The following is a 21,308-nucleotide window of genomic DNA, read 5'->3' as shown; positions in this document are numbered from 1 at the left end:
CGCCGCCGGGACCGGTGCGCCCATGGCCGGGAGGTTCAGCCACGGAGGGGCTTGAGAGCCCCCGCCCACGACTCGACCTGGTCGAAGAGGAGGGTGGCGGCGTCCTCGTGCTGGGGTCCGGGCTTGAAGACGGAGAAGTTCTCGAAGTCGGTGAACATCGAGAAGGACAGCTGCTGGCGGACGGTGGCTATCTGCAGCTCGCTCGCGATCGCGCGCAGGTGCTCGATGGCCCGAGCGCCGCCGAGCGAGCCGTAGGAGACGAAGCCCGCGGCCTTGTTGTTCCACTCGGCGTAGAGGTAGTCGATGGCGTTCTTGAGCACGCCCGAGGTGGAGTGGTTGTACTCCGGGCTGACGAAGACGAACCCGTCGAACCCGTTGATCGTCGCGGCCCAGGCCTTGGTGTGCTCTCCCGCGTACTGGCCCATGGCCGGCGGCATGGCCTCGTCCAGGTGGGGCAGCGGGTAGTCGGCCAGGTCCACCAGCTCGTACTTCGCGCCGGTGCGGGCCGACGCCTTCTCCAGGACCCAGTCGGCGACGGCCTTTCCGTTCCGGCCGGGGCGGGTGCTGCCGAGGATGATCGCGATCTTCAGGTCGCTCATGAGTGCTCCCGTTCTGTGAACGTACTTACGCGGTCGGGCAGTTGAAGCCGATCGCCGGGCGGCGGTGCGCAGGCGGTGTCGCCACGCACGAGCATAAACGGACTTTACCCCGGTTAGTATTCCGGCCGGTAGGGTTGGCCCTGTGGAGAAACCCGTCCTTCCTCTGGGAGCGCCCCGTGCCGAGCGCGCCGACGCCGTGCGCAACCGCAGACATCTGCTCGCCACGGCCCGCACGATGTTGGCCGAGCAGGGCGGCGCGGACGGCCTGACCATGGACGCGCTGGCCGAGCGGGCCGGGCTCGGCAAAGGGACGGTCTTCCGCCGGTTCGGCACCCGCGCCGGAATCTTCCAGGCGCTGCTGGACGACGACGAGCAAGCCTTCCAGCAGCAGGTGATGGCAGGGCCGCCGCCGCTCGGCCCCGGCGCCGCCCCGCTGGACCGCCTGATCGCCTACGGCCAGGCCAGGATCGCTTTCCTGCTCGACCATCGCGAGATGGCCCGCGCCGCACTCGACGGCAGCCTGCCCGTGCCGGCCGGTGCGGAGACGCCGCTCTCCCGCGCCCACATCCGCATGTTGCTCGGACAACTTCGGTTCGACGGCGCCGACTTGCACATGCTGGCCCTCCAGCTCACCGCCGCCCTCGACGGTCCCCTGCTGCTCTACCTCTCGACGTCCGATCTCGCCGAACCCGCCGATATCCAGATGCGGATGGTCAGAGCCTGGAAGGACCTCATCCGGCGCGTCTGCGCCAGTTGACCGGCCTGCGAACCATGGCGGCGGCCCGGCCTGTCGCAGTTCGCCCGGGGGTGAAGCGGGGTAGGGTCCGTTTAGGACGGCGGCGCGGCGATGTGCTGCGGCCGCCGGGCGAACCGATGGATCGGAAGGTGGACACATGCCTCTCACCGGGGAGTACGAGCCGAGCGCGTTCGACTTCAGTCGCGATCAGGTCGACCTCTACGAGCGCTCCGGCGGCACCGAAGGCACCGACAACCAGGGCAAGCCGGTGATCGTGCTGACGTCCGTGGGCGCCAAGAGCGGGAAGCTGCGCAAGACGCCGCTGATGCGCGTCGAGCACGACGGCGAGTACGCCGTCGTCGCATCGCTGGGCGGTGCGCCCAAGCACCCCGTCTGGTACCACAACCTCGTCGCGAACCCGCATGTCGAGCTCCAGGACGGCCCGGTCAAGAAGGACTACCGGGCCAGGGAGGTCCACGGCGAGGAGTACGCGGTGTGGTTCGAGCGAGCTGTCGCGGCCTGGCCGGACTACGCCGAGTACCAGAAGAAGACCACCAGGACGATGCCGGTTTTTGTTCTCACGCCTTTCGACGCGTAAAAGGCGTCGCCGCTGCCGTCGCGGTCGCCGTTGCGGCCACGGTAGGCGAAAGGGCACCCGTGTAGGTGATGAACAGCTCCGGGGATTCCGACGCCGGGTACGGTGGGAACGCGCCGCCGATGGGCACGTAGAACCCGTCGAGAAGCTGGGCCGTCCGAACCGACTCCGTGTCAGCCTTCAGCAGCAGCCCGTGCTCGGACCCCGGGTCGCGAATCCAGCCGCGCACGGCCGCGGTCGCGGCCGGCAGGCTCTGCACGCGTGGGCTGTACGGGCTCGGACGGCCGCCGATGGGCGTACTCCGCCCTTGCGACCCACGGCAAGGTGGCCGCCCTGTTCGGGCGGCCGTTCCCGCGACCCGCAGTCGGACCGTGGGTCAGTGGCTGGAGTCGCCCTTGGTGGCATCCACTCGCGCCTGCTCGGCGAGGCGCCGCTTGGCGTTCTCCCAGGTGAGCGGGAGCTCCTCCACCGGCAGTTCCCAGAAGGTGAAGGTCGAGTCCCGCATGGTGGAACTCAGGCCGCTCATGATGCCGCGGTGCGGCTCCGTCCTGGCGAAGGCGTAGAGGGCGTCACGACTCTCCCAGGCGGAGAGCGTGAAGAAGGTCCGCTTCAGCGGCTGGGCGATCAGGGATGCGCCCAATGCGCCTGGCGCGGAACGCACCTGACGCCACGCCGAGAGCGACTTCAGGAAGAAGCGCGGCACGTCCTTGGCGGACCGCACCTCGAAGCGCGACGCCATGGCGAACGCCTGAGTGTTCGGCGTGGCCGGGTTCGGAATCGTCCAGGGAAGAGTTGGCACCGTATGCCCCGCTTCATCATTGGCGAGTAGTACTATCTATATTAGACAGTGCCAGTATCCAATTGCTAGTCGCGAGTGCCATCCGGCTCCGGCTCCGGCTCCGGGGCCCCGGGCTCGGCTGGCAATGCTCGCTCTCGAAGTCGGCGAGTAGCACTGTCTACAGAGCGGGGGAGTGACAGCATCGGAAGCGAGACACCGCCAGTGGCCAGTGGCCAGTTAAGGGCAGGACGAATTGCGAATCTCCGAGTTGAGCCGGCTCAGCGGGGTACCGAGCGCGACCATCAAGTTCTACCTCCGTGAGGGGCTGCTGCCCCCGGGGCAGGCCACCGCCGCGACCCAGGCCGAGTACGGCGAGGCGCACCTGCGGCGGCTCCGGCTGATCCGGGCCCTGATAGCCGTACGGGGGCTGACGGTCAACGCCACCAGGGAGGTGCTGAACGCGGTCTCCGAGTACGAAACCGACATGCACCAGGTGCTCGGTCTCGTGCTCGGCGCCAGGCCGGTGGACAAGCACGAGGAGCCCGACGACGGACCCGGCACGCCGGACGTGAACGCGCTGGTGGCACAGATGGGATGGCAGATCTCCGAGTACGCCCCCGCCCGGCGCGTCATCGCCGAGACCCTGGAGTCGCTGCGCTCGCTCGGTACGGACTGCACCTGGCGCACCCTGATCCCGTACGCGGAGCTCGCCCAGCAGACCGCCGTACTCGATCTCGACCAACTCAACGACGCGGACGACTCGGTCACGCGGGCCGAGCGAGCCGTCCTGCTGACGGTCCTGCTGGAGCCGGCCCTGCTGGCGCTGCGCAGGATGGCCCAGGAGCACGAGTCCGCTGTCCGGCACGGCGGCTGACCGCCGCCGCATCCAATGATCATGGTGCAGCCCTGGCCTTTGGCGCCTGAACGAGGCGCATCGCCATGGCGCGCAACCTGCCATGACTGCACGTCAGAAGCCATGTGCAGGAGGGGCCGGCCAATCTTTCGGCCGGGCCCTCGGCGTGCGCAGACGCCGTAGCGGTAGAAATTTGGTAGATCAATTCTCTGCGCTGACGAGAGCGCAACGCGCGTCGAGCGACGGGGACGCTGCGTCGTAGCTGATGGTCAAGACGGGTCGGTCTGCGGTGCTGGAGCGCCCAGCAGTCGGTAGGGCCCAAGGTAGTAGGAGATCGCCATCAGCGACGGGCCGTCGTCGATCAGGCCCTCGCCCACGCAACGGACCAACTCCTCCTCCGTCAGCCATTCCACCCTCTCCGCTTCGCTCTCGTCGTGCGGCGCTCCGACCCGTGTGCAGTCGGTCGCGAGGAAACTGGAGAACTGCATGGTGCTGATGCCCGACAGCGCGTGGTACTGCGTGAGCGGCTCGACCCGGCCCGGGCGCCAGCCGGTCTCCTCCTCGATCTCTCGCCGAATCGCCGCGGCCGGGTCCTCGCCGGGGTCGGCCCAACCTGCCGGCACCTCCCAGCCCCACCGGTCGGTGATGAAGCGGTGCCGCCACAACATCAGGAAGCGGCCCTGCCCATCGATAACGACGGCGGTGGTGGACGGCCGGGGCATCGTCAGGACGTGGTGGTCAACGCGGCCCACCCCGGGGATCTCGACGTCGTCCAGCCAGACCTCGACGTAGTCACTGGTGTAGACGCGTCGACGGCCGTAGCTCTTCCACTCCACTGCCCGGGGTCCTTTCAGTCGCGGACGGCTACCCGCGACTCTCTCACGCGCTCGGCGAGTGCCCGAACCGGCCGCGTCTCCTTCCACGGCTCCATGGCCCGGTGCACCGCCTTGGCCCGGATGACCGCGGGCTCGACAGCGGCTGGCCCTGCCAAGTTCAGGGCGTTCTGGGCGAGGAGGCAGGCGGCGTCGATCTCGCCCTGCAGGATGCGACACTCCGCGAGGTCGAAGGTCAGCATCGCTCGCCCCTTCGCGTCGCTGCGGTCTCGGTTCGTGAGCGCGGCTTCGAGGAGGGACTCCGCAGCCTGGGCGTCGCCGAGGTTGAGCATGGCAGTGCCGTGGATACCGTCGAGTCGTGCGGGGGTGAAGAAGTCGAGGCCGCCGACAGGGCCAGCTAGGTCAAGCTGGTGTCTGGCGCGGTTGAGAGCATCGAGGGCGGGGCCGCGCTGGTCAATCTCAGAATGGGCGCGTGCCTGGTTGGCGGCGATCCAGGCTCGGCGCCGGTGGGATGCGTCGGCCGCCAGCTGATCAGCGTGGTCAAGAAGCTCGGCCCCGCGCGTGGCCTGCCGTGTGGCGATCAGGCTGATGCCCTGCATGGTCAGCAACCACGCGGACAGGGGGCGGTTCTCGGCTTCGCCGGCGGCGACCTGGGCCATGTGGAACATGGCGGCGGAGCGGGGAATGTCGCCGAGGTCGGTATGGGCCAGGCCGAAGAGCCCGCCGAGGATGGCCAGGGCCTCAACGCAGCGGCGACGACCCGATAAGGACTGCGGTCGGTCGAGGAGCTCGTGAACTTTGGCGAGTTGCCTCGCCATGTCGGGCATCAACTGCGCTGGCGGAGTGGAGGGGTAGAGCGCGGCCCCACGGAGCACTGCTGCTTCGAGGTGAAGCAGGGTGCTGTCGCTGGCCGTGGACCTGGTCAGGGTGTCGAGGACTTCCCAGGTCTCCGGCCCGGTCGGCAGGGGAGCAACGGCCTCCTCCGGCTCCCACGGGCGAGGCGCGAGACCCAGAAGGTGGCCGGGGATGCCGAGTCCGTCAGCGATGCGCTCCAACACGACGATGCTGTTGGGGGATCGCTTGCCGTCCATGATCTCGGTCGCACGAGAGACAGTGAGTCCGGTCTGGCGGGCGATTCGGGAGGGGTAGAAGCCGGCGCGGCCGCGTGCCATGCGGAAGACCGTGCCGATGTCTCGTCCCGCGCATGCGTCGATGAAGTCGGGGTCGCTCAGGAGGCGATCGGGTAGCCCCGTTGGTTGGTCGGCCATGCCGCTCCCATTCCCCAAGGGGTGACGGATCGTCACTGGCTGTGAGTCTACCCATCGTGGGTACCCACTGTGGCTCTGCTGCGATTTCGCCAGGATGTCGATGCTGTGGCTATGCACACGACCATGCCATTGCGGGAGCGCGAAGCACCCGGCCCGCTGCCGCGCCCGTACCTGACACCAGCGTGCAAGGTCGGTGCCGACCGCTGGCCCGACCTGCACCAGCAGTGCCGAGCCCCCGGCTACCAGCACCGTTCGCTCGGCTGGACCCCAGTCAACTGCGCGTGCACCTGCCACCAGCCAGCCGAGAGCGAGGCGGCGGCATGATGACCCACCCGACCCCCGCACCCACCGGAACGCCCGCTGAGCTGGTCTTCCATCACGACAGCAGCGAATGGCGCGTCGTTGAGCCGGTGGAGCGAGGCGAGGTGCTGCGGCATGCAGAGACCCGGCGCGGCCTCGCGTTCCTCGACTTCACGACAGCCTATGCCGCGTGGTTGGAGGTTCTCGGCGGTCGCACGCTGGTGCTGCCGTTGGCGGCCAGGACGTGAGCCAGCGCAGACCCTATCCGGAGACGCGGAAGCCGTTCGTGTGGCCGACGCTGGGCGTCAGGACGTGGCAGCCGCCTGCGCTGTCCTTCTTTGGTGGCGAGTGCTCGGCGAGTGGGGATGTCGGTCAGACCCACGCGTGCCCCGTCGGCGTGTACCGGATCCGCGGGTACGTCACGGGCTGCGACTGTGGCTGCCACGACGAGCGCCGGGTACGGCTCATGAGCGGACCGCAGGTGAAAAAGAGGAAGAGATAGGTCTCCCGTCCGGGGGGCCTCGCGCATAGCGCCCCGAGCGAGCTCGGCTGTCCGCGCCGGGCAGGGAGGCACTGCGTCGACGTCCTAGGACGCCCGGCGCAACAGGTGCTGCATCCCATGCGGAGTCGCCTCCCCGACCCTCCGTGCAAGTACAGGACGGTCCGTTCCGCCGTCCCACTGACTTCGATTGCGAGGGCGGTGACGCGCCGAGGGAGAGCGGTGGGACGAAGGTGGGATGAGGGAACGCATCGCAGGGACTGTGGTGCGGCAGATGCATTGCTGCTAATCTAATTAGGGCTAATGCATCTGCGAAGAGGAGGAGCGGAATCGTGGAGTGGGACCTGCGGCAGGTCTTCGACGACCTGATCCGGTTCGAGACCGACCTGTGGAACGAGATCGACGCCCGGCTGCGCCGCGACGCGGAGGTCCCGCTGGGCAATCTGAACGTGATACTCGTGGTCGAAGGCACCGAGAACTGCCGCGTCAACGACATCGCCGCCGCCCTGTCCATCACCATCGGCGGAGCCAGTCAGGCCGTCGACCGCCTGGTGAAGGCGGGGCTGTGCGAGCGGAGGCCCAACCCTGGCGACCGGCGGTCCTCGATCGTCGCGCTCACCGAGCAGGGCCGGGAGGTCAGCGCGTTCGCGGGGGAGATCTTCGACCAGGAGCTCGCCGCCCGGCTCTCCGGCCCGCTCGCCGCCGAGCAGTTGGGCCAACTGGCCACCGCGCTGACCGCCCTCCGCGCTGCCACGCCGCACCGGACCGACCCTGCAGCGAGGCCTTGACCTCCCGCACCGCACCGACCCTGCAGAGGCCTTGACCCTCCCGTACCGCCAAACGCCCCACCGAGACAAGGAGCCGCCATGTCCACCGTTCCCACGCACGCACGGGCCGTCCGCTTCGACCGTTACGGCGACCGCGACGTGCTGTACCTGGCCGAGATCCCGATGCCCCGCCCGGCGTCAGGGGAGGTGCTGGTCGAAGTTCGGGCGGCGGGGATCAACCCCGGCGAGATCACGCTCCGCACGGGGGCTATGCGCGACCGTTTCCCCGCCGAGTTCCCCTCCGGGCAGGGCAGCGACCTCGCCGGAGTGGTCGTCGGACTCGGAGAAGGAGTCACCGACTTCGCGATCGGGGACGAAGTCCTCGGCTACTCCTGGCGGCGCTCCAGCCACGCCACACACACCGCCGTCCCGGCCGGCCAGCTGATCCGCAAGCCCACCGCGCTGGACTGGTCCGTCGCCGGCTCGCTCTACGTCGTCGCCTGCACCGCCTGGTCCGCCGTCCACGCCGTCGACCCCAAGCCCGGTGAGACCGTCGCCGTCTCCGCGGCCGCCGGAGGTGTCGGCAGCGTCGTCGTCCAACTCCTCACCCGGCGCGGTGTTCGCGTGCTGGGCATCGCCTCACCCGCCAACGAGCCGTGGCTCACCGCCCAGGGAGCCATCGTGGTGCCCTACGGCGACCAGCTGGCCGCCGACCTCAACTCCGCGGCCCCGGACGGGATCGACGCGTTCATCGACCTCTTCGGCCCCGAGTACGTCCAACTCGCCGTTGACCTCGGCATCCCCGCCGATCGCATCGAAACGGTCATCTCCTTCGCCAAGGCCGCCGAGCTCGGCACGAAGCACGCCGGCAGCGAAGAGGCATCGAGCAGCGAGGTGCTCACCGAGATGTCCGACCTCGTCGCCACCGGCAGCATCGAGATCCCGATCGCCGCCACCTACCCGCTGGACCGCGTCCGCGACGCGTACGCCGCGCTGGAGCAGCGCCACACCCACGGCAAGATCGCCCTGATCCCGTGAAACCGCCGCCGTAGCCGGGCTGTTGCCCTGACGCGCTCTGATCTGTCGGGACGCGCCGGCCCGGCCGTCGTGGTGGGGTTGTCCCCCGGCGATTCCCGGGGGTGAGCACCGTCGCCGTGGTGCACGCGCGGCGGCAGGCTGAAGGGCGTCGAAACACTTCGGCGGATCGCAGCAACCGTCCCTGGGGCTGCTCCGATCATTCGCCCCTGCGGAAGGAATCTCCCGTGGCCAACCCCACCACACGGCGCCGACGTGGACGGCGTGCTCCCGCACTGGCCGCTGCCGCTGCCGCTGCCGTTTTAGCGGTCGGCGGGCTCGCCGGCTGCGGCTCGACCGGGACGTCGGCCGCCACCGCGTCGCAGGCCGGTCCGACCTCATCGAAGGCGGCAAGCGTTGCCACGACCTCCCTGCACATGATCGCCAACAAGGGGCACCAGCTGGCGTTCTACGTCACTCCTGGCCATCTGCCGGCCATCGTTCTGGACGCCGGGGGAGGGCTTGACGCGTCGTACTGGAAGAACATCGTGCCCGTCCTCGCGCGGCAGACCGGATCAGAGATCATCACCTACGACCGCTCCGGGGAAGGCAGAAGCAGTGACGTGCCCGGACCGTGGAGGGCCCCGAACGCCGCCTCGGACCTCGCCGCCGGGCTGACGCAACTGGGCGCCACCAAGGACGTGATCCTGGTCTCCCACTCACTGGCCGGAGAGATCGCGACCTACTTCGTTAGGCAGCACCCCCACTGGAACTCCGGGGCGGTCCTGGTGGACGCCAGCCTGCCCGAGTTCTACACCCCCACCGAGACGGCCAAGTTGGTCGCCGAGAACCAACAGCAGATCGCGGCCCTCAAGCAGCAACCGCAAACGAGGGCGACCCGTCAACTCCTGGCCGAAGCCGACGACTACGGACCCGTGCACCTCGCCTACCACAAGCTCAGCTGGCCACAGGGCGTCCCCGCGATCGCGATCGTCTCCGCCCAGACCCCGTTCACGACACCCGTCGACGCGCAGCTGTGGCGCCTGGCGCAGCAGGAGTTCGTCGCCGGGGCACGCAACCGACGCCTCGTCGTCGCCCAGGGCAGCTCGCACGACATCCCGATCGACCGGCCGGACGTGGTCATCAACGCCGTGGAAGAAATGGCGCGTCAGCTGTCCTGACGCCGGGAGTACAGCCGGTCACGGAGCCGTTGCCACGCGGATCAGGTCGGCGACTGCGCGCAGTCGGCTCTGCGACGGCCAAGCGATCACTATGGTGACGGCTCCGGCGGGGCGGGCGCGCGTACCGTCAGACCATGAAAATGGTTGAAATGTGAGGCAAACCGAGTGCGTTCCGTCCAGGCTTGAGACCACCTGCCACCACGACCGTCGGCATCCCTCGACACCGCGCCTGCACGAACGTGCCCGCACCTGAACGGAGCCCCCATGAGCATGGTGTATCTCGCGCAACCCGAACAGCAGCAGCAACTCGAATGGCTCGACGGCGGCACGCTGGCGATGCTGCTCGACGGCAAGGCCACGGGCGGCCAGTTGATGATCGGCCGCTTCGACGTCGCCGAGGGCGAGGCACCGCCGTACCACACGCACACCCGCGAGGACGAGGTCTTCCTGCTGCTCAAGGGCACCGCCCTGGTGTGGTGCGACGACCAGGAGTACGAGCTTTCCGAGGGCGGCGTGGTGTACCTGCCCAAGCAGATCCCGCACGGGTACCGCATCACCTCCAAGAAGGCCGACCTGCTCATGATCAATACCCCGGCCGGCATCGAGGGGATGTTCCGGGAGACCGGCCGCGACAAGTCCACCCCACGCCCGCCCGGCTTCCAGGTGACGCCCAACCCGGAGATCGCCGACAAGTACGGCAACATCATCATGGGCCCGCCGCGCTGACCGGGTCGCCTCGAATCCTCTTCGGCTCGGGGCCGCGGATCAGCGGCACAAGCCGGGCGGTCGCGAGGGCTGTGAAGAAGTGAGTGGACTGGAACGGACGTGCGCTGCACCGGTGGGAGCGCATGCGGCTAGCTCTGTCGTGATGTGGCGATGAGCGCGGCGGCGGTGTCGGTGATCGTCTGTTCGGCGGGGCGCGGCTGCCAGCCGAGCTCGGTGTGGGCCTTGCCGTTGTCGACGAGCCGGGTCCGGCCGAGCTCGGGGAGCAGCAGCGCCAGCTGCGGGTTCCGCCGCGCGAGCAGCTTGACGACGATGTCGGGCATGGTGCGCACGGGTACCTTCGCGGCTTCGTCCGGGAGCTTCTCGCGCAGGATGCGGGCGATCTGTCGGTACCACAGGAAGGTGCCCGAGCCGAGGAAGCGCTGGCCTGCGGCGGCAGGGCTGGTCATGGCGAGGATGTGGAGTTCGGCGACGTCGCGCACGTCGACCACGTTCCAGCCGATGTTCGGCACGGCGGGGATCTCGCGGGCGAGCAGGCGGCGGATGACCTCGACCGTTCCCGGCCGGTTCGGCGTGCCCAGTACGGGGCCCTGCATGAACGTCGGGAGGACGGCGGTCAGTTCGAGCCCGGTCGCGGCGGCGAGGTCCCATGCGTCGCGTTCGGCGAGGATCTTGGAGTCGGGGTACGCGCGAAGCGGGGTGCCGGACGGGGCGGTCCAGGTCGTCTCGGTCGCGGGGGTGTCCGGGTCGCCGGTGTCGGCCGTGACGGCGGACGAGGTGAGCACGGCGCGCTTGACCCCGGCGCGGACGGCGGCGCCCAGGACGCGGCGGGTGCCCTCACGGGCGGTGGTGATGAGGTCCACGCCCGGGCCGAAGGGCATCGGCGAGGCGGTGTGCAGCACGTAGTCGGCACCCGCGGTCGCCTGGTCCCAGCCGTCGTCGCCGAGGAGGTCGGCAGCCGCGAACTCGACGGTCGCGGCTTCCTGCTCGCCTGCCTGTTCACTCACGGCGTCGCGCACCTGCTGCGCCTTGTCGAGGCTGCGCACGGTGGTGCGCACTCGGTAGCCGCGCTGGAGCAGGCCCGTGATCACCCAGCCGGCCAGGTAGCCGGTTCCGCCGGTGACGAGCACCGTTCCAGGGGCGTTGCTGTCGGTCATTTGCTCCCCCAATATCATTGAGTTTCTCATTGATATTTCGACGGTACCATAGGCCCATGACCGTGGACCGTGACGCGAATGCACCGACGACTCGCCCCGCGGACGTGGAGCGGAAAGCCGAGATCGTCCGCGTTCTCATGGAGGTGGGAAACGCCGCGGACGGGGTCGTGGCCCAGGTGCTCGGCGAGTTCGGGGTCCCGACCTCCGTCGCCGGCACGCTGTGGGCGCTCGCCCCCGGGACCGAGCCGCCGACGATGCGGGACGTGGCAGCCCGCCTGCACTGCGACCCCTCCACGGTGAGTCTGGCGGCCGACAAGCTCCAGAGCATGGGACTGGTCGCCCGTCAGCCCCATCCCGCCGACGGCCGCAAGCGCACCCTGGTCCTCACCGAACACGGCCATGAACTGTGGGAGGCCCTCAGAACGCGGCTGCACGCCTCCGGGCTCTTCGCCGGTCTCGACGCGCAGGAACAGGACGCCCTGCTCGCGCTGCTGACGAAAATGCGAAGCCCGCAACGCCCGTAGCCGATCCCTGACCGACAGCCAGCGGTGCTGCCAAGCGGCTACTGGATTCTGTGGCCGCCGGACTCCGATGGCCAGGACGTTCGGCTCGGCGCCCCAAGGGGTCAGGTCTCGTAACAGAAGCCGTGCACAGCAAGTTGCGATCTCACTGGCGAGAGAGTGGGGCCTCAGACGGTCGCTTCGAGGTCGACCGAGATGTTGCCCCGGGTGGCGTTGGAGTACGGGCAGACTCGGTGGGTGGCTGCCACGAGCTGGTCGGCTGTGGCCTGGTCCAGGCCGGGCAGATGTGCGGACAGGGTGACCTTCAGCGAGAAGGCTCCGTCGTCCAGGGTGATCAGGCTCACGGTGGACCTGACGGTCGACTCGCTGAGCTTCAGCTTCTGCTGACCTGCTATCACACGCATGCCGTTGTGGAAGCAGGCGGCGTAGCCGGCGGCGAAGAGTTGCTCGGGGTTGGTCCGGTCCCCGCCGGGGCCGCCCATCTCCTTCGGGACCGCCAGGAGTTCGTCGAGCACCCCGTCCGAGGTGCGGACCTCGCCGTTGCGGCCGTCGCCGGTCGAGAGCGCTTCGGTGGTGTAGAGCGTGGACATGGTGTCTCCGTTCACGGGCTTGTATTCACGGGTGTGTTGAAACAGCGGTCGGGTTGTCGACGGCCGGACCGGTGCGCGCGTCCGGGACGGTGGTTTGGGCGAGGAGGGTCAGTGCGGCCTGCGAGGCGGAGTTCGCCCGGGCGGTCACCGCGACGAGCCGCTGTCCTGGCCCGCTCGGGACCGGGACGGCCTGTTGGGTGACATCCACCGGTCCGACGAGCGGGTGCCGCATGCGGTAGGCCGCAGTGTCCCAGGCGCGGACCGGGTGCTGTGCCCACAGGTCAGTGAACTCCGCGCTGTGCATCGCAAGTTCGCCGATCAGTGCGGCCAGCAGCGGATCGCTGGGGTACTGGCCGACGGCCAGTCGTAGTCTCCCCACGGCATCTCGGGCCTTCTTCGGCCAGTCCTCGTACAGGTCCCGGGTGTGGGCGTCGAGGAAGACCAGCCGCGCGGTGTTGGGTCGTCGATCCGGGTCCTGCGGGCTGCCGGGGTCGAGGTGCCCGGCGAAGAGCGCGTGCCCGGTGCGGTTCCAGGCCAGTACGTCGCTGCGACGGCCGAGAACGATGACCGGGTTGTCCCCGAAGGCGTCGATCAGCTGCCTGGTCGTCTCGGTGATGTGTTCGGGCGGCGGCGGCTTGCGGGTTCGTGCGTCGCTGCTTGTGCGTCCGACGCCGGCCAGGTCGTACAGGTGACGGTGTTCGGTCTCGTCCAGGCGAAGTGCCCTGGCGAGCGCGCCCAGCACCTCCGTCGACGCGCCCCGGGACAGCCCCTGCTCCAGCCGCGTGTAGTAGGACTCGCTCACTCCCGCCAACTGGGCAAGCTCGTCCCGGCGAAGGCCCGGCACCCGCCTGCGCTCGTCGAACTCCGGTAACCCGACGTCCGACGGCTGCAGTTGAGCCCGACGTGTCCGCAGGAACCTTCCCAGCTGAGATCTGCTCTTCATGGCCCTGAGTATGAGCAAGGGGAGACAGCGCGCGCCTGCCCCTGTCAGTGGCAGGCAACTGGGGCGGCGTGGTGGTTGCGGCAGCCCTATCCAGTGGGGCGGGGGGCAGTGGCGGGTCCGCCGGGTTCGGGGTCGTGTCGTGCGACCGTGTTCGTCCAGCCCTGGTCGAGCAGGAGGCAGGCCTGGTCGACAGCGGCGACGGGGTCGGGGCGGGTGCGCGCGAACGCGAGGATCTCGAGGGTGAACCGGGCGTAGGCGGCGCAGCTGAGGTCGTCGTGCGGCCGGCCGGTCTGGTCGGCGAGGGCGCGGGCCAGGGCGTGTTCGTGGCGCAGCCACATCGTGCGGGAGTACTCGCGCAGGGCCGGGGTCTCCTGGACGAGCCGTTGGAAGTCGGCGAAGCGGGGGTCCCGGGTCTGGGGCGAGTCGACGAAGCCGGTGAGGTGGGCGCGCAGCGCGTCGGGGATGGTCCGGCCCGGCGGTCGGTCGGTGACCGCGCGGACCAGTGCGGCCTCGTTACGCGCGTCGTCGTCGAAGACCAGAGCCTCTTTGCCAGCGGGGAAGTAGTTGAACAGGGTCGACACCGAGACGTCGGCGACCTCGGCGATCTCGCGGACGCCCACCTGCTCGTAGCCGCGCTCCAGGAACAGCCGCAGCGCCGTGTCGGCGATCGCCTGGCGGGTGGCGGCCTTCTTGCGTTCGCGCCGCCCGCCCGTTCCCGCGCGGTTGATCGTCTCTGTCATGCCTCCAACCCTACCCGGCATATTGGTACGGAGCCACACTTGGAACAGTTGCATATTTGTAGCTGTTCCAAATATCGTGGATGGTGCCTGAGGAGGTCGCGGCACAGGGCCGTGCCTTGATCCGGCGTCGACGAAGGGAACCCACATGAACTCCGTAGCACTCGCCCAGGCCAGGATCAGCATCATCGGCGCCGGACCCGGCGGGCTGACCTGCGCCCGCATCCTCCAGCGGCACGGCATCGCGGTCACCGTCCACGACCGCGACCCCGGTCCCGACGCCCGCAACCAGGGCGGCACCCTCGATCTGCACGCCGACAACGGCCAGATCGCCCTGCGCGAAGCAGGTCTGCTCGACGAGTTCTTCGGGCTGGCCCGCCCCGAAGGGCAGGAAATGCGCCGGCTGGATCCGACCGGCACGATGACGTCCCGTCAGGTCCCGGAAGCCGACGAGCTTTTCAAGCCGGAGATCGACCGCGGCCAGCTGCGCGACCTGCTGCTGAACTCCCTGCAGCCCGGAACCGTGCACTGGGGACAAGCCCTCGACGCGATCAGCGGGCCCGCCGACGGGCCGCGGCAGCTGCACTTCGCCGACGGCACCACCCTGGAGACCGATCTGGTCATCGGCGCCGACGGGGCCTCCTCGCGGGTACGCCCGGCCGTGTCCGCGGCCGTCCCCGAGTACACCGGGGTGAGCTTCCTGGAGGCGCGGTTCTCCGACGTCGAGAACCGCCACCCCGACATCGCCGCCCTGGTCGGCGAGGGCGGCGCCCACGCAGCCGACGGCGACCGCGGTCTGTTCGCCCAGCGCAACAGCGGAGACCACATCCGCGTCTACATCATCCAGCGAGTCCCCGTCGACTGGATCAAGCACAGCGGCCTCACCGCCGACGACACCGGCGGCATCCGCGCCCTGCTCCTCGACCAGTACGCCCACTGGTCACCGCGCATGCGCCAGATGATCACCGACAACGACGGTCCCTACGTCGACCGCCCGATCTTCGCCCTCCCAGTCCCGCACGCCTGGGAGCACAGCCCGACCGTGACCCTGCTCGGCGACGCCGCCCACCTCATGCCGCCGCTCGGCGTCGGCGTCAACCTCGCCATGCTCGACGCAAGCGAACTCGCCCTCGCCCTCGCCAACTCTGCCACCGTCGACGACGCCATCCGCGTGTACGAGACGACCATGCTCCCTCGCTCCGCCGAGACGGCCAAGATCCTCGAAGGCGGCGCCGAGCACCTGCTCTGTGCCGACGTCACCGACTTCGGTGATGACGACAACGCCCAGCCCTGAGGGGCGTGGTGAGCAGACCTGCGGGTGTCAACCAGAGGGAGCTCTCTTCCGAGCTGCTACCCCGTTCGGGGGAATGCGCCAAGGAGCACGTGATCTTTCGTGGGCCGGGCCGTTCACACAGGCTGTGACAGATTCTCGGGGGACTTTAGGTGACAGTGCTCCGGCGTCGATGCGAGCCGGGCACCGCAGCCTCTTCGACCCGCGCGGACCCGGAGCAGCGGAGGCAATGGCGGCCAGGCCGGACCTGATTCTGCACACCACGCTCAGGAGCCGCACGTTCGTCGTTCAGACCTTGGCCGGAGCACCGGACGCGGCATCGCGCGATCAGGTGGCGCGGCTGCGCCGGGAGCACGGCTTCCCTCTGCCTGTGCCGATGACACACCGAGCCGCTCAGTTGGTGACGGCCCGTTGGGTGCCGGTACCGGTGCCGGTGCCGGCGCCGCTGCCGGTGAGCGCGGCGGTGGCGGCCCACAGTGCGCGGGCGGCCTCCGGGGCCAGAGCCGCGCGGGAGGGCTTGCGCACCGCCGGATACCCCTTGATGCCGCCGACGCCGCTCGGTCCGACGTAGGAGCCGCCGGGGATGTCCTCGACGGCCGCGTACAGGGTCGACAGCGCGCCGACCTCGGCGTCGTTGGTCATGAACCGCATGGCCCGGTTCATAAACCCGGGGAACCCGCCGACATGGGCGGTCAGGTTCGTGGCCGCGATCCCGGGATGCGCCAGCAGCGACCGGACCCGGCTGCCCGAAGCGGTCAGCCGGCGGTCCAGCTCGATCGCGAACAGGGTCACGTCGAGCTTGGAGTCGCAGTACGCGGCGGTCGCGTTGTACGTGCGCGTCTTCCAGTTCAGGTCATCGGTGCGCAGGTGCCCGCGGCGGTGCAGCTGCGAGGAGACGGTGACGACGCGGTCGGTGATGTGCGGCAGCAGCAGGTTCGTGAGGGCGAACGGGCCGAAGTAGTTGGTCGCCGCCTGCGACTCGAAGCCGTCGGCGGTGAAGGCCAAGGGGACCTGCATGATTCCGGCGTTGTTGATGAGGATGTCGATGTCACCGGTCCACGCGTCGGCGAACGCCCGCACTGAGTCCAGGCTCGACACGTCCAGTTGCCGCACCTCCGTGTCGCCGGCCATGGCGCGGGCGACCTTCGCGCCCTTGTCGGTGTCGCGCACCGCGAGCACCATGCGCGCGCCCGCCCCGGCCAGTTCGTGGGCGGTGATCAGGCCGATGCCTCCCGACGCACCGGTGACCACTGCCGTGCGCCCGGCCAGATCGGGGAGGTCCGTCGCGGTCCATTTCGTCATGGCGTTTCCTGTCGGTACGGGCGCGCGCCCGAAGTTCGCGCGACTGTCGAATCGTCCGCATTTCCGGCCGTCGCCACCACTGCACCCCGGATCCTTGGGGGTAACAAGGAACCGCCCAGCCACGGATCGCCGATCCGTGGCTGGGCGATCCGTGGCCGGCCGGTTCCTTGCTGGGTGTTTCGCCGCATGTGAACCTGGCCCGGTCGGACGGCTCCCTCTCCGACGGCCTGCCGCGGAACCTCAGGGAATACGATCCGGAGTCAGGAGCTCACCTACCGGGCCTTCCCGGACATGCCGCACGTGATCCACCGGTACCAACCGGAGCCGTACGCACGCACGGTCGTCGAGTGGTTCTCGGCCCTGGGATGAGGAGACGCTGATGGACAGGGCCGGACTTGCGGACTTCCTGCGGAAGCGCCGCGAGATGCTGCAGCCCGAGGACGTCGGCCTGCCGCGAGGGTCGCGCCGGCGCACCGCCGGGCTGCGCCGCGAGGAGGTCGCGGCGCTCGCGGACATGTCCACCGACTACTACAGCCGGGTCGAACGGCAGCGCGGTCCCCAGCCGTCCGAGCAGATGCTGGCCCGGCTCGCCCGCGGCCTGCACCTGACCAGCGACGAGCGGGACCACCTGTTCCTGCTGGCAGGCCACAGCGCCCCGCTCCGGGCCATGCGCAGCGACCATGTCAGTCCGGGCATGATGCGGATCCTGGACCGGCTGGACGACACCCCGGCCCAGGTCGTCTCCGGGCTCGGGGAGACCGTGGTGCAGACCCGTCTCTCCGTCGCGCTGGTCGGCGACGAGACGCACTTCACGGGCCCGGCGCGCAGCATCGTCTACCGGTGGTACACCGACCCGGCCGCGCGGCTGCTCTACCCGTCGGAGGACCACGAGTTGCTCGGCCGCACCTTCACCTCGCAGCTGCGGGAGTCGGTCACCCGCGAGGGCGTGGGCTCGCGGGCGGCCGATCTCGCCGACGCGCTGTTGGAGCGCAGCGCCGAGTTCGCGGCCTGCTGGAACGCGCACGAGGTCGGCCTGCGGCTGACCGCGCAGCGCAAGCGGCTGGTCCACCCGGAGCTGGGCCTGATGGAGCTCTACTGCCAGGTCCTGCTGGACCCGGCCCAGTCGCAGTCCCTGCTGGTCTACACGGCCCCACCCGGTACCGAGAGCCATCAGAAGCTGCAACTGCTGGGCGTGATAGGAGCGCAGCGCTTCCAGGCCGGCCTGCCGCAGGCCGCTGACTGACGGTCATGGCAGTGGTGGGCGGTCTGGACCGTCCGCCTGGCCGTGCACGCCGCGCGTGCGTCAAGTGAGCTTGTCGTCGATGTCGAGTGCGCCGACGATCGACCGCAGGCTCGCGACGAGGTCCGTGCTGGAGCCGGTGCGGGCATCGGCGCGGGCATCGGCGCGGGTGATCGCGCAGATCCGGACACGGTCGGAGGCGTCGGCGATCGGACGGAACACCACAGTGGGAAGGGAGTTGGAGAACGCAATCGGCCCGGGGTGGATGCCCACGTGTCCGCGCATGGCCACGTTCAGGGCCAACTCGTCGTAGCGACCCACCTCCTCGATGTGGGTGCGGGGGATGCCTGCCCGGATCAGGTCGGCTTCCAACCGGCTGTCGAGGTAGGGGTTGTCGGCGCGCGGGGTGATCAGGATCTGCCGGGTGCGGAGCTCGGTGAGTGCCACCTCCCGGCGGCTCGCCAGCGGGTCCGACGCCTGCACCACGGCGACCAGCGGGAACTCGCCGAGCACGGCACTGGCGATCCCGGGTTGATCGGGGACCGACCAGCACAGGCCCACGTCCACCTCGCCGTCCGCCACGGCGGCGAGTTGCTCGGGTGTGTGCATGGGGACCGGACGCCACCGGCCCCGGACATCGTCGTCGGCGGCGCCGGGCCAGGCGTCGACCAGTCTTGGCAGGATCAGCTGTCCCAGCTCCGGGGTGTGGGCGACGACCAGGTCACGATGGCCCACCGAGCGCAGGCGGGCGGTCCGATGGGCCTGCTGCAACGCCTCGATGGGCGGCCGTATCGCGGCGGCGAACTCGGCGCCGAGGGGTGTCAGTCGGACCCGCCGGCTCGTACGCTCGACCAGCCGACCACCGAGGCTGCGTTCCAGGCCGGCGATGGCCTCGCTGACGCTGGGAGGAGCCAGCCGCAGACGGTCGGCAGCCCGCCGGAAGTGCAGTTCGTCCGCGACGGCGAGGAAGCACTCCATCTGACGCAGGTTCATTTCCGCGCTCCCGTCGCTTCGTGGTGCTCGCACCACGACGAGCAACTGCACTATTCTGCCACGTCGTTCGGATTTGCCGAACGATGGCTTCGGTGGCCGGCAGTTGATCAGGCCCTCGGCGTCGCGGCATCGTAGCCCCAGGGAGGGCACCATGACCGAGACCGTCCGGCGGCTGCGGCGGGCCTGGATCGCGCAGTTGGGCCCGCGAGGTGAGGTCGACACCGACCGAGCGGCCTCTCCGCGCGCGATCGTCGAGGACGCGGTGGCGCGCGTCGGTGCGGACCCCGTGCGCTGGGCGATCGAACTGAGCGCCCTGGTCGTGCAGCGGATCGTCGGCGAGGTGCCGGCCCTCGGCGGGAGCCCGATCGGGGTCGAGCTGCTGCGCCGAGGCAATGAAGCGACCACCCTGCGGGCGCTGTTCACTCTGGTGGAGGGCCCGGCCGTCGCCCCACCCATCGGTGAGGCGACCCTGGAGGGCATCCGCGAGTTCGTGCACCGGGCCGTACCGCTGGAACGGGTGTTGCACGGCGTCAGGATCGGGCACGCGGCAACGACCGAGGCGTTCCTGCGGGCCTGTGCCGAGCTGGTCGACCCGGAAGCGGCGGTCGATGAGGTCACGGCGGTCTCCCGTGAGCTGTTCTCCTACGTCGATGAGCTTTCCGACGCCATGATCCGCACCTACCTCGTGGAGCACGAGGTGTGGAGCACCAGCGCAGCCGCGGCACGAGCCGACATCGTCCGTTCCCTGCTGAGTGATGCCACGACGACGGATGTCGGCGAGGCGTCGCGTGCCCTCGGCTACGACCTGCGGCGTACCCACGAGGCGGTGGTGGTGTGGTCGGACTCGCCGAACAAGAGCTCCACCCTGCAGGCGGCGGCGATCGAGGCGCTCCGGGCCCGGGACGCCACCATGACGCTCGTCGTCCCCGTGGCCACAGGGCGGTTGTGGGCGTGGGGCACCGTGCCCGCGGACGGCACGCGCCGGACCGGTTCGTGGGAGACCATCGCGGAGGCACTGTCCCGGCAGCAGGTCCAGGCGGCCTTCGGGACCCCGGGCGACGGTGTCGCGGGCTTCCGCCGCTCGCACCGTGAGGCCGAGCGCGGGGAGAGCATCGAGCGACTGCGGCGCGAAGCCGGACGGGGTCCGAGGCATGCGACCGCCTACGCCGATGTCGCCGCCATCGCGCTGCTGGCGACCGATCTCGACGCGGCCGGTGACTTCGTCCGACGCGAACTCGGCGGGCTGGCCGCCCGCAGCGCGCCGATGGAGGCACTGCGGACCACGCTGTACCACTACATCGAAGCTGAGCGCAGCCTCGTGGATGTCGCCCGACGCCTGCACGTGGCCAGGGGAACCGTGACCTACCGCGTGAACCGGGCCCAGGAGGTGCTGGGCCACGACCTCGACGACCACCGCTTCGCCCTCCACACCGCCCTGGCACTCACCGAGGAACTGGGGGACGCGGTCCTCCTGCCGCACGACATCGAGCGCTGAGCCCGCTGAACCCGGTGTGCCGGTCGCGCCCGGCCCGGACCAGCCCAGACCGGCCCGGACCAGCGCAGCCCGGACCAGCGCAGCCCGGACCGGCGTGGCAGACCAAACCGGGGCCGGAACCCTGAGCCGGCAGACCAAGCGGCTGCCCAAGGAGCTTGAGTTTACTTCGTGATGGCGGACCGGTGACGCACCAGGTCACGCATCCCGACACACGGACTCAACCACTCCAGGAGGCGCACGATGATCGACCGAGAGAGCTTCGTCGAGCTGATGAGCGGGGTGTGCGCCCCGGTCACCGTGGTGACGACGATGAGTGCCGACGGGCGTCCGCACGGCAGCACCGTGTCGAGTTTCGCCTCGCTCTCCCTCGACCCGCCGCTGGTGAGCTTCGCCCTGGACCGGGCTTCCGGGCTGCTGGCTCATCTGCAGCCGGGTGACGCGGTCGGAGTGAACATCCTCGGCGCCGACCAGCGGGAGTTGGCGTCGAGGTTCGCCCGACCAAGCCGGGGGCCGGGCCTGAAGTTCGAGGGTGTCAGCTGGACCGTCCGCTCCGGGCTTCCCCACCTGCCCGAGTCGGCCGGTTGGACGGCGGGTCGCGTGGAGCGCCACGTGGACGGTGGCGACCACGTCCTGCTGGTCGTGACCGTGGAGGAGGCCGAGTCCACCCCCATGGCCCTGCTGACCTACGCGCGCCGGGTCTTCGGCACCCACGCCCCACTCGCCGTCGCGAGCTGACCCTGCCCCCGTACCTCGGCAACCCCGAAATCCCGACCACCCCGACACGGGAGTGACGACGATGAACATCATCATGGATGGCCCCCGCACCACCGACGCCGCACGCGAGTTGAGGGCCCGACCTCGTCGAGCGCGCCGCCGCACTGCGACCGCTGCTC

Annotated in this window: 25 protein-coding genes; 14 read left to right on the top strand and 11 right to left on the bottom strand. The window is 69.8% G+C overall.

Going from position 1 to position 21,308, the window contains the following annotated elements; genetic code table 11:
* Nucleotides 1-35: 35 nt before the first annotated feature.
* Nucleotides 36-599, bottom strand: coding sequence for an NADPH-dependent FMN reductase (locus tag ABH940_RS08515; protein ID WP_370064214.1), 564 nt, complete (start codon nucleotides 597-599; stop codon nucleotides 36-38).
* A 142-nt stretch (nucleotides 600-741) separates the two neighbouring features.
* On the opposite strand from ABH940_RS08515, the gene ABH940_RS08510 reads away from it, so the two are divergent.
* A complete protein-coding gene (locus tag ABH940_RS08510; RefSeq protein WP_370064212.1) occupies nucleotides 742-1,356 on the top strand; it encodes a TetR/AcrR family transcriptional regulator in 615 nt (204 codons plus the stop codon).
* 136 nt (nucleotides 1,357-1,492) lie between these two features.
* Nucleotides 1,493-1,933, top strand: a complete 441-nt coding sequence (locus ABH940_RS08505; RefSeq protein ID WP_370064210.1) for a nitroreductase family deazaflavin-dependent oxidoreductase — start codon at nucleotides 1,493-1,495, stop codon at nucleotides 1,931-1,933.
* Here the strand turns inward: ABH940_RS08505 and ABH940_RS08500 are convergent.
* Together ABH940_RS08500 and ABH940_RS08495 are read right to left on the bottom strand one after the other, a co-directional pair.
* On the bottom strand, nucleotides 1,914-2,189 hold the full coding sequence (locus tag ABH940_RS08500; RefSeq protein WP_370104974.1) for a hypothetical protein: 276 nt from the start codon (nucleotides 2,187-2,189) through the stop codon (nucleotides 1,914-1,916). The genes ABH940_RS08505 and ABH940_RS08500 overlap by 20 nt on opposite strands.
* Before the next feature lie 117 nt (nucleotides 2,190-2,306).
* Nucleotides 2,307-2,729, bottom strand: coding sequence for a DUF3291 domain-containing protein (locus ABH940_RS08495; RefSeq protein WP_370064206.1), 423 nt, complete (start codon nucleotides 2,727-2,729; stop codon nucleotides 2,307-2,309).
* Between the two features lie 232 nt (nucleotides 2,730-2,961).
* Here ABH940_RS08495 and ABH940_RS08490 point away from each other — a divergent pair, with 232 nt between their 5' ends.
* Nucleotides 2,962-3,582: a MerR family transcriptional regulator gene (locus ABH940_RS08490; RefSeq protein WP_370104973.1), complete on the top strand. Its 621-nt coding sequence runs from the start codon at nucleotides 2,962-2,964 to the stop codon at nucleotides 3,580-3,582.
* A 248-nt stretch (nucleotides 3,583-3,830) separates the two neighbouring features.
* Here ABH940_RS08490 and ABH940_RS08485 read toward each other — a convergent pair whose 3' ends face one another.
* Both ABH940_RS08485 and ABH940_RS08480 read right to left on the bottom strand, forming a co-directional pair.
* Entirely contained in the window at nucleotides 3,831-4,397 is a 567-nt protein-coding gene (locus tag ABH940_RS08485; protein ID WP_370104972.1) for an NUDIX hydrolase, read from the bottom strand.
* A 14-nt stretch (nucleotides 4,398-4,411) separates the two neighbouring features.
* Complete coding sequence (locus tag ABH940_RS08480; protein WP_370104971.1) at nucleotides 4,412-5,662, bottom strand: helix-turn-helix domain-containing protein; 1,251 nt, start codon at nucleotides 5,660-5,662, stop codon at nucleotides 4,412-4,414.
* 111 nt (nucleotides 5,663-5,773) lie between these two features.
* On the opposite strand from ABH940_RS08480, the gene ABH940_RS08475 reads away from it, so the two are divergent.
* From ABH940_RS08475 to ABH940_RS08450, 6 genes are all read left to right on the top strand, one after another.
* Nucleotides 5,774-5,986 (top strand): hypothetical protein, encoded by a 213-nt coding sequence (locus tag ABH940_RS08475; RefSeq protein WP_370104970.1) that lies wholly within the window; start codon nucleotides 5,774-5,776, stop codon nucleotides 5,984-5,986.
* The gene (locus tag ABH940_RS08470; RefSeq protein ID WP_370064198.1) at nucleotides 5,983-6,210 is read left to right on the top strand and encodes a hypothetical protein; all 228 of its coding nucleotides are present in this window, start codon (nucleotides 5,983-5,985) and stop codon (nucleotides 6,208-6,210) included. Before ABH940_RS08475 ends, ABH940_RS08470 begins: the two co-directional genes overlap by 4 nt.
* 583 nt (nucleotides 6,211-6,793) lie before the next feature.
* Nucleotides 6,794-7,249 (top strand): MarR family winged helix-turn-helix transcriptional regulator, encoded by a 456-nt coding sequence (locus ABH940_RS08465; RefSeq protein ID WP_370104969.1) that lies wholly within the window; start codon nucleotides 6,794-6,796, stop codon nucleotides 7,247-7,249.
* A gap of 78 nt (nucleotides 7,250-7,327) precedes the next feature.
* A complete protein-coding gene (locus ABH940_RS08460; protein WP_370104968.1) occupies nucleotides 7,328-8,266 on the top strand; it encodes an NADP-dependent oxidoreductase in 939 nt (312 codons plus the stop codon).
* Nucleotides 8,267-8,490: 224 nt separating this feature from the next.
* Nucleotides 8,491-9,423, top strand: coding sequence for an alpha/beta fold hydrolase (locus ABH940_RS08455; protein WP_370104967.1), 933 nt, complete (start codon nucleotides 8,491-8,493; stop codon nucleotides 9,421-9,423).
* 264 nt (nucleotides 9,424-9,687) lie between these two features.
* A complete protein-coding gene (locus ABH940_RS08450; RefSeq protein ID WP_370104966.1) occupies nucleotides 9,688-10,149 on the top strand; it encodes a cupin domain-containing protein in 462 nt (153 codons plus the stop codon).
* 128 nt (nucleotides 10,150-10,277) lie between these two features.
* On the opposite strand, the gene ABH940_RS08445 is transcribed toward ABH940_RS08450, so the two are convergent.
* Nucleotides 10,278-11,303, bottom strand: a complete 1,026-nt coding sequence (locus ABH940_RS08445) for an NAD-dependent epimerase/dehydratase family protein (protein ID WP_370064188.1) — start codon at nucleotides 11,301-11,303, stop codon at nucleotides 10,278-10,280.
* A 56-nt stretch (nucleotides 11,304-11,359) separates the two neighbouring features.
* Here ABH940_RS08445 and ABH940_RS08440 point away from each other — a divergent pair, with 56 nt between their 5' ends.
* Nucleotides 11,360-11,827: a MarR family winged helix-turn-helix transcriptional regulator gene (locus ABH940_RS08440; protein WP_370104965.1), complete on the top strand. Its 468-nt coding sequence runs from the start codon at nucleotides 11,360-11,362 to the stop codon at nucleotides 11,825-11,827.
* Between the two features lie 164 nt (nucleotides 11,828-11,991).
* Here ABH940_RS08440 and ABH940_RS08435 read toward each other — a convergent pair whose 3' ends face one another.
* The 3 genes from ABH940_RS08435 to ABH940_RS08425 form a co-directional block, all read right to left on the bottom strand.
* Nucleotides 11,992-12,414, bottom strand: a complete 423-nt coding sequence (locus tag ABH940_RS08435) for an organic hydroperoxide resistance protein (RefSeq protein ID WP_370064184.1) — start codon at nucleotides 12,412-12,414, stop codon at nucleotides 11,992-11,994.
* A gap of 25 nt (nucleotides 12,415-12,439) precedes the next feature.
* Nucleotides 12,440-13,357, bottom strand: coding sequence for a helix-turn-helix transcriptional regulator (locus tag ABH940_RS08430; RefSeq protein ID WP_370104964.1), 918 nt, complete (start codon nucleotides 13,355-13,357; stop codon nucleotides 12,440-12,442).
* A gap of 86 nt (nucleotides 13,358-13,443) precedes the next feature.
* The gene (locus ABH940_RS08425; RefSeq protein ID WP_370064180.1) at nucleotides 13,444-14,097 is read right to left on the bottom strand and encodes a TetR/AcrR family transcriptional regulator; all 654 of its coding nucleotides are present in this window, start codon (nucleotides 14,095-14,097) and stop codon (nucleotides 13,444-13,446) included.
* A 145-nt stretch (nucleotides 14,098-14,242) separates the two neighbouring features.
* Here ABH940_RS08425 and ABH940_RS08420 point away from each other — a divergent pair, with 145 nt between their 5' ends.
* On the top strand, nucleotides 14,243-15,388 hold the full coding sequence (locus ABH940_RS08420) for an FAD-dependent oxidoreductase (protein WP_370104962.1): 1,146 nt from the start codon (nucleotides 14,243-14,245) through the stop codon (nucleotides 15,386-15,388).
* Nucleotides 15,389-15,778: 390 nt separating this feature from the next.
* On the opposite strand, the gene ABH940_RS08415 is transcribed toward ABH940_RS08420, so the two are convergent.
* On the bottom strand, nucleotides 15,779-16,687 hold the full coding sequence (locus ABH940_RS08415) for an oxidoreductase (protein WP_370104961.1): 909 nt from the start codon (nucleotides 16,685-16,687) through the stop codon (nucleotides 15,779-15,781).
* Nucleotides 16,688-17,066: 379 nt separating this feature from the next.
* Between ABH940_RS08415 and ABH940_RS08410 the strand changes: the two genes are divergently transcribed.
* Nucleotides 17,067-17,930, top strand: a complete 864-nt coding sequence (locus ABH940_RS08410) for a helix-turn-helix transcriptional regulator (RefSeq protein WP_370104960.1) — start codon at nucleotides 17,067-17,069, stop codon at nucleotides 17,928-17,930.
* 60 nt (nucleotides 17,931-17,990) lie between these two features.
* Here ABH940_RS08410 and ABH940_RS08405 read toward each other — a convergent pair whose 3' ends face one another.
* Nucleotides 17,991-18,920, bottom strand: coding sequence for a LysR family transcriptional regulator (locus ABH940_RS08405; protein ID WP_370064172.1), 930 nt, complete (start codon nucleotides 18,918-18,920; stop codon nucleotides 17,991-17,993).
* 151 nt (nucleotides 18,921-19,071) lie between these two features.
* On the opposite strand from ABH940_RS08405, the gene ABH940_RS08400 reads away from it, so the two are divergent.
* A complete protein-coding gene (locus ABH940_RS08400) occupies nucleotides 19,072-20,415 on the top strand; it encodes a PucR family transcriptional regulator (protein WP_370064170.1) in 1,344 nt (447 codons plus the stop codon).
* A gap of 240 nt (nucleotides 20,416-20,655) precedes the next feature.
* The gene (locus ABH940_RS08395) at nucleotides 20,656-21,150 is read left to right on the top strand and encodes a flavin reductase family protein (RefSeq protein WP_370064168.1); all 495 of its coding nucleotides are present in this window, start codon (nucleotides 20,656-20,658) and stop codon (nucleotides 21,148-21,150) included.
* Nucleotides 21,151-21,308 lie beyond the last annotated feature (158 nt).

It is taken from the genome of Streptacidiphilus sp. BW17 (assembly GCF_041262485.1).
Lineage (GTDB): Bacteria > Actinomycetota > Actinomycetes > Streptomycetales > Streptomycetaceae > Streptacidiphilus.
Note: the sequence above shows the minus strand (reverse complement) of the source record. Positions and strands in the feature narration are given on the sequence as shown.

Excerpts from the sequence above, each read along its gene's own strand:
- ABH940_RS08515 (WP_370064214.1), bottom strand. The coding sequence starts at position 599 with ATGAGCGACCTGAAGATCGCGATCATCCTCGGCAGCACCCGCCCCGGC.
- ABH940_RS08505 (WP_370064210.1), top strand. The coding sequence starts at position 1,493 with ATGCCTCTCACCGGGGAGTACGAGCCGAGCGCGTTCGACTTCAGTCGC.
- ABH940_RS08480 (WP_370104971.1), bottom strand. The coding sequence starts at position 5,662 with ATGGCCGACCAACCAACGGGGCTACCCGATCGCCTCCTGAGCGACCCC.
- ABH940_RS08475 (WP_370104970.1), top strand. The coding sequence starts at position 5,774 with ATGCACACGACCATGCCATTGCGGGAGCGCGAAGCACCCGGCCCGCTG.
- ABH940_RS08470 (WP_370064198.1), top strand. The coding sequence starts at position 5,983 with ATGATGACCCACCCGACCCCCGCACCCACCGGAACGCCCGCTGAGCTG.
- ABH940_RS08460 (WP_370104968.1), top strand. The coding sequence starts at position 7,328 with ATGTCCACCGTTCCCACGCACGCACGGGCCGTCCGCTTCGACCGTTAC.
- ABH940_RS08450 (WP_370104966.1), top strand. The coding sequence starts at position 9,688 with ATGAGCATGGTGTATCTCGCGCAACCCGAACAGCAGCAGCAACTCGAA.
- ABH940_RS08445 (WP_370064188.1), bottom strand. The coding sequence starts at position 11,303 with ATGACCGACAGCAACGCCCCTGGAACGGTGCTCGTCACCGGCGGAACC.
- ABH940_RS08440 (WP_370104965.1), top strand. The coding sequence starts at position 11,360 with ATGACCGTGGACCGTGACGCGAATGCACCGACGACTCGCCCCGCGGAC.
- ABH940_RS08435 (WP_370064184.1), bottom strand. The coding sequence starts at position 12,414 with ATGTCCACGCTCTACACCACCGAAGCGCTCTCGACCGGCGACGGCCGC.
- ABH940_RS08430 (WP_370104964.1), bottom strand. The coding sequence starts at position 13,357 with ATGAAGAGCAGATCTCAGCTGGGAAGGTTCCTGCGGACACGTCGGGCT.
- ABH940_RS08425 (WP_370064180.1), bottom strand. The coding sequence starts at position 14,097 with ATGACAGAGACGATCAACCGCGCGGGAACGGGCGGGCGGCGCGAACGC.
- ABH940_RS08420 (WP_370104962.1), top strand. The coding sequence starts at position 14,243 with ATGAACTCCGTAGCACTCGCCCAGGCCAGGATCAGCATCATCGGCGCC.
- ABH940_RS08415 (WP_370104961.1), bottom strand. The coding sequence starts at position 16,687 with ATGACGAAATGGACCGCGACGGACCTCCCCGATCTGGCCGGGCGCACG.
- ABH940_RS08410 (WP_370104960.1), top strand. The coding sequence starts at position 17,067 with ATGGACAGGGCCGGACTTGCGGACTTCCTGCGGAAGCGCCGCGAGATG.
- ABH940_RS08405 (WP_370064172.1), bottom strand. The coding sequence starts at position 18,920 with ATGAACCTGCGTCAGATGGAGTGCTTCCTCGCCGTCGCGGACGAACTG.
- ABH940_RS08400 (WP_370064170.1), top strand. The coding sequence starts at position 19,072 with ATGACCGAGACCGTCCGGCGGCTGCGGCGGGCCTGGATCGCGCAGTTG.
- ABH940_RS08395 (WP_370064168.1), top strand. The coding sequence starts at position 20,656 with ATGATCGACCGAGAGAGCTTCGTCGAGCTGATGAGCGGGGTGTGCGCC.